The organism is Bradyrhizobium sp. (assembly GCF_019244115.1).
Lineage (GTDB): Bacteria > Pseudomonadota > Alphaproteobacteria > Rhizobiales > Xanthobacteraceae > Bradyrhizobium.
In genome coordinates this window covers 1-5971 of the sequence record NZ_JAFATE010000820.1, presented here as the reverse complement: position 1 = coordinate 5971, position 5971 = coordinate 1, and the positions used below count along the sequence as shown (strand labels likewise).

At 65.7% G+C, this 5971-nt stretch carries 5 protein-coding genes; all 5 read left to right on the top strand.

What is annotated here, in order from left to right:
• On the top strand, positions 1 to 1489 hold a 1489-nt coding region (locus JOZ76_RS34850; protein WP_291705912.1), incomplete at its 5' end, for an adenylate/guanylate cyclase domain-containing protein.
• 232 nt (positions 1490 to 1721) lie between these two features.
• The gene (locus JOZ76_RS34845; RefSeq protein WP_291705911.1) at positions 1722 to 1919 is read left to right on the top strand and encodes a hypothetical protein; all 198 of its coding nucleotides are present in this window, start codon (positions 1722 to 1724) and stop codon (positions 1917 to 1919) included.
• Positions 1916 to 3325, top strand: a complete 1410-nt coding sequence (locus tag JOZ76_RS34840; RefSeq protein WP_291705910.1) for an amidase — start codon at positions 1916 to 1918, stop codon at positions 3323 to 3325. Before JOZ76_RS34845 ends, JOZ76_RS34840 begins: the two co-directional genes overlap by 4 nt.
• A gap of 254 nt (positions 3326 to 3579) precedes the next feature.
• Positions 3580 to 3849 carry a GlsB/YeaQ/YmgE family stress response membrane protein gene (locus JOZ76_RS34835; protein WP_291705909.1) on the top strand — a complete coding sequence of 90 codons (270 nt, stop codon included), beginning with the start codon at positions 3580 to 3582 and terminating at the stop codon, positions 3847 to 3849.
• Between the two features lie 242 nt (positions 3850 to 4091).
• Positions 4092 to 5840, top strand: a complete 1749-nt coding sequence (locus JOZ76_RS34830) for a type I secretion system permease/ATPase (RefSeq protein WP_291705908.1) — start codon at positions 4092 to 4094, stop codon at positions 5838 to 5840.
• Positions 5841 to 5971: the final 131 nt, after the last annotated feature.

Below are 5971 nucleotides of genomic sequence, written 5' to 3'. Positions count from 1 at the left end.
AAGCGACACCATCCTGGTCAAGACCAACGAGGACGGCATCGTCGGCGTCAGAGTCGGCAGATTCCAGATTCCGACCGACAGCCACGGCCAGCTCTGGGTGCATTTCGCGCGCCAGGATCCGTCGCTTTATGTGCCTGCGGTGGATGTGCTCGAAGGCAGCGTTGCTCCCGACCGGATCGCGGGCAAGTTCGTACTGGTGGGGACGCCGGCGCTCGGACTGAACGATATCAAGACCACGCCGGTCGATCCCGCCATGCCCGGCGTCGAAGTCCATGCCCAGGTGCTGGAGGCTGCGCTGATGGGGGCGGTGCTGTCACAGCCGAACTATGGCTTTGCCTTCGAGTTCTTCGCGGCTGTCATCATCGGCCTGCTGGTGATCGCCTTCGCGCCGAGACTGGGCCCCGTCACGCTGGTCGTGGTCGGCGCGCTGTTCGCCTCCGTGCTGATCGGAACGTCCTGGTACTTCTACAAGGAGCAGAAACTGCTGGTCGACTTCACCTATCCGTTGATGTCGACCTCGGCGATCTATCTGACGCTGATTTTCGCGAGCTTCGTGCGCGAGCAGCAGCAGCGCAAGCAGGTCCGCGGACAGTTCGCGCAATACATGTCGCCGGTTCTGGTCGAACAGCTCGCGCAATCGCCGGAACGGCTCGTGCTCGGCGGCGAGGAGCGCGAGATGACGATCATGTTCTCCGACATGCGTGGCTTCACCTCGATTTCGGAGACCTACAAGAACGACCCACAGGGATTGACGGCGCTGATGAACCGCTTTCTGACGCCGCTCACCAACGTGATTCTCGAACGCAAGGGCTATATCGACAAGTACATGGGCGACGCCATCATGGCGTTCTGGAACGCGCCGCTCGACGACAGGGAGCATCAGCTCAATGCCTGCGAGGCGGCGGTCGACATGCTGGACCGCGTCGCGGAACTCAACAAAGCGCGCGAGGCGGAGGCGCAGGAGGACGGCCGCGTCTATGTTCCGCTCAATGTCGGTGTCGGCCTCAACACGGGCCCTTGCGTCGTCGGCAACATGGGATCGGACCTGAAATTCAACTATTCCGTGTTCGGCGACAGCGTCAATCTGGCCTCGCGCCTGGAGGGTCAGTCCAAGGAATACGGCTTTCCGATCATCGTCGGCTCCAGGACCGCGCTGGCGGCGCGCGAAAAATTCGCCATCCTCGAAATCGATTTCGTGATGGTGAAAGGCAAGAAGGAACCGGAGGTCGTCTACGCCATCGCCGGCCGCGAGGACGTCGCGCTGTCGGAACGTTTTCAGCGGCTGCGCAATCTGACCATCGAGATGCTGGCCTGCTACCGCAGCCGCGACTGGGATGGCGCGCTGGCGGCGATCGAGCGCGGCCGCCGCACCGACGATGCGCGTACGCTGGAGCTGTTGTTCAATCTCTACGAAAAGCGCATCGCAGAATTTCGCAAGAATCCGCCGCCCGAGGATTGGGACGGCGCCTACGCGCTGCTGACGAAGTAGGGGGCTGCGGATTTCGTGGCAATCATTGAGAGCGGCTACGGTCTCTGAACCAGCGCGATGACTCTCTCCACGTCATTGCGAGGCGCGTTTGCGCCGAAGCAATCCAGACTGTATCCGCGGCAAGATTCTGGATTGCTTCGCTTCGCTCGCAACGACGGAATCACTTACGCCTTTGAGATCGCGCCGCGATATTGTAGCAAATGTCCGCCGTACCAGCTGGGAGCCACACCTAATGACAAGACCGACTGCCAAACACGTCAAGGCGATGGCGGAGACGGCGGGCGTCCCCGTCGCGAATGACATCGCCGAGCGCATCGCGACTTCGATCGGGCCGGCCTTCGACGGATTCGCGGCTGTGGCGGGCACGCTGCCGTTTGATCTGGAGCCCGCGACATTTGCGCTCGTGCAGGCCGAGAAAGCCGCGCGATGAGTATCGAACCTGCCCTGATGTCGCTCACCGCGGTCGCGAAGGCGATCGCCGACAAGCGCATGTCGTCGCGCGAGGTGACACAGTCCTGCCTGCATCGCATCCTTGAGTGGCAGCCGCATCTCAATGCCTTCATGGCGATCGAGTCCGACGCCGCGCTGCAAGCCGCCGACGAGGCCGACGCCGAACTGGCAAGAGGCCGGAGCCGGGGTGCGCTGCACGGCGTGCCGCTGGCACACAAGGACATGTATTACGACGCTGGCAAGATCGTGACCTGCGGCTCACTGATCCGGCGCGATTTCGTGGCCGCGACAACGTCGACCGCGTTGCAGCGCCTGAAGGATGCCGGGCAGGTCCGGCTCGGTTCGCTGCAGATGGCGGAGTTCGCCTACGGGCCGACCGGCCATAACCGCCATTACGGGCCGGTGCGCAATCCCTTTGCGCGCGAGCACATCACCGGCGGCTCGTCTTCCGGCTCGGGCTCGGCGGTCGCGGCCCGGCTGACCTTTGCGGCGCTTGGCTCCGATACCGGCGGCTCGATCCGGATGCCCGCGCATTTCTGCGGCGTCAGCGGGCTGAAGACCAGTTATGGCCGCATCAGCCGAGCCGGCGCGATGCCGCTGTCGCAGTCGCTCGACACGGTCGGGCCGCTCGCCCGCACGGCCGAGGATTGCGCGCTGCTGCTGGCGTTGATGGCGGGTCCCGATCCCGAGGATTTAACCGCCAGCGCGGCGCCGGTTGACGACTACATGGCGGCGACGCGCGCGCCGATCAAAGGCCTGCGCATCGGCGTGCCCAGCGCGTTCTATGTCGACGATCTCGATGGGGAGGTTGCGCGGGTCCTCGATGCCACGCTAGCGGTCCTGAGGCAGGAAGGCGCTGACATCGTCCAGGTCCAGTTGCCGGACCAGCGCCAGCTGCAGGGGGCCTGCCAGATCGTGCTCGCCGCCGAGGCAGCCGCCTTCCACAAGCGCTGGCTGATCGAGCGGCCCCAGGATTACGGCCCGCAGGTCCTGAAGCGGCTCCACAACGGGCTTGCGATCCCGGCCATCGCCTATCTCGAGGCGCTGCGCTGGCGCGGCCCGGCGCTCGCAGCGCACAATACGGCGACCGCTGGCGTGGATGCGCTGATTGCCCCCGTGGCGCCCATGCCGGCGCCGACCATCGCCGAGAGCGATGTCGGCGGCGGCGATGGCGCCGAAGCCGTGATCCAGCGCATCACGCGCTTCACCCGCCCGTTCAACTATCTCGGCCTGCCGTCGCTCGCGATTCCCTGCGGGTTTACTGCAGGCGGCCTGCCGGTCGGCCTGCAGCTGATCGGCCGCTCCTTCGACGAGGCGATGGTGCTTCGGATCGGCGCGGCATTCCAGCGCGCGACCGATTTTCACGAGCGGGTGCCGCAGCTCTGATGACCAAAGCTTAATGAGTTGAGCTTCGTTCGTTCCCGCATCGGAGGTGCGCCCCCTCTCCCCGCAAGCGGGGAGAGGTAAACCGCCCAGTGCGGAGGGATCGCTTTGGTGTGGCCGCGACGTAACGGTTGCCAGGAAAGCCCCGGTGGCCGGGATGTCGGGCTGAGCATTGCCATGATTTGGGGTCGTCACATCGCGGGCGCATGGCTACAGTCACGACGCGCAGGAGAAAGCCTCGCGCGAGGGGGAGATTCATGCAGCTGTCCAACGAAGGCATTTTAATCATCCTGTTCGTCGGCCTGGTCGCGGGCTGGCTTGCCGGCAAGATCGTGCGCGGCACCGGCTTCGGCATCATCGGCGATATCCTGGTCGGCATCGCCGGCGCACTGATCTCGAGCCTGCTGTTTCCCAAGCTCGGCATTCATCTCGGAACCGGCATTGTGTCCGAGATCGTCTATTCGGCGATCGGCGCGGTCATCCTGCTGCTGGTGGTGCGCCTGGTCCGGACCGGCGGGCGGCTGTGACGCGCGAGCGCCCGCGCGCCTGAGATCCAGCCGGCGTTCCACTGTTTCCCTAGTCCCGGAACGGGCCCTGCTACGACGATCTAGGGGCGGCCGATGGTTGCTCTCCTGTGGTCATGCCGCTTCCTTTAGGTTAATGGGACGCCGGATCAGGGCATGGCCGGCGGGCTGTGATATACTTCATCGATTTTCCGCAAATTCCACGCTGGATCGGCGGCCATGGACGTGAACAGAGATTGGCATCGATGACGGCCCTTTCCGGTATCCGGCGTTCCGAACTCGGTGACGCCCTGCGCGCCTGCCGCGGGGCACTGATCGGCGTCGCGATCATGAGCTGCGTGATCAACCTGCTCTATCTGACTGGCTCGATCTTCATGCTGGAGGTGTACGACCGGGTGCTGCCCAGCCGCAGTATCCCGACCCTGGTCGGCCTCGTCGTCCTGGCCGGCGGACTCTACATCTGCCAGGGCATTTTGGACCTGATCCGCGGCCGCATCCTGGGCCGGATCGGCACCGCGCTGGACGAGGCGCTCAACGCCAGGGTTTTCAACGCCGTCGTGCGGCTGCCGCTGCTGGTCGGCGGCCGCAACGAGGGTCTGCAACCGCTGCGCGACCTCGACAACGTCCGCTCGTTTCTCGGCAGTATGGGGCCGAGCGCGTTCTTCGATCTGCCATGGCTGCCGCTCTATCTGGCGATCTGCTTCGCCTTCCATGTTTTGATCGGCATCACCGCGCTGGTCGGAGCGATCATGCTGGTGACCTTGACCCTGGTGACCGAGTTCATGTCGCGCGAGCCCGCCCGCGAGGCCATGGGCCTTGCCGCGCGCCGCAACGACCTCGCTCTGTCCAGCCGGCGCAATGCCGAGGTGCTGGTCGCAATGGGCATGGCCGGGCGACTGACGCAGCGCTGGAGCGAGGCCAACGAAAAATACCTGCTCGGCAACCAGCGCGCCAGCGATGTTGCCGGCGGGCTCGGCGCCATCGCCAAGGTGATGCGCATGATGCTGCAGTCGGCGGTGCTCGCGGTCGGCGCCTATCTCGTGATCTATCAGGAGGCGACCGCCGGCATTATCATCGCCGGCTCGATCCTGAGCGCGCGGGCGCTGGCGCCGGTGGACCTGGCGATCGCGCATTGGAAGAGTTTTGTCGCGGCGCGGACCAGCTGGCAGCGTCTCAACCGCCTGTTCGAGAAACTGCCGGTGCAGGCCGCGCAGACCCTGCTGCAGAGCCCGTCGAGCCGGCTGTCGGTCGAGGGCGTCAGCATCGTGGCGCCGGGCGACCAGAAGCCGATCGTGCAGGACGTCAATTTTGCGCTCAGCGCCGGCAACGGGCTCGGCATCATCGGTCCAAGCGGCTCGGGCAAGTCGTCGCTGGTCCGGGCGCTGGTCGGGGTCTGGCAGCCGCTCCGCGGAAAAGTACGGCTCGATGGCGCCGCGCTCGATCAATGGTCGTCCGACGTGCTCGGCCGCCATGTCGGCTATCTGCCGCAGGACGTCGAACTTTTTACCGGCACGGTCGCCCAGAACATCTGTCGGTTCGATCCGGACGCGAACGCCGACAATATCATCGCCGCCGCCAAGGAAGCCGGCGTGCACGACATGATCATCAAGATGCGCGACGGCTATGACACGGAGGTCGGCGAGCAGGGCGCGGCGCTCTCGGCCGGGCAGGCGCAGCGGGTGGCGCTGGCGCGCGCGCTGTACCGCAACCCGTTCCTGGTCGTGCTGGACGAGCCGAATTCCAATCTCGACACCGAGGGCGACGAGGCGTTGACCCGCGCAGTGCGGGCGACACGCGAGCGCGGCGCGATCGTGGTCGTGGTCGCGCACCGGCCGATCGGCATCGAGGGCGTCGACCAGATCCTCGTGCTGCGCGACGGCCGCATGCAGGCTTTTGGCCCGAAGGAGACGGTGCTGGCGCAGGTGCTGCAGCCGCGCGTGGTGCCGCCGACACCGATCAAGATCGTCTCCGAAGCAGGCGGGGCGAAATCATGAGCGAGGTGAAACAGCGGGGCGTGCGGCGCTCGATCCGGCTGCATCTGGTGGTCGGCCTGTCGGTGGTCGCGCTGCTCGCCGGCGGATTGGGCACCTGGGCCTCCACCCAGGAGATCTCGGGTGCGCTGATC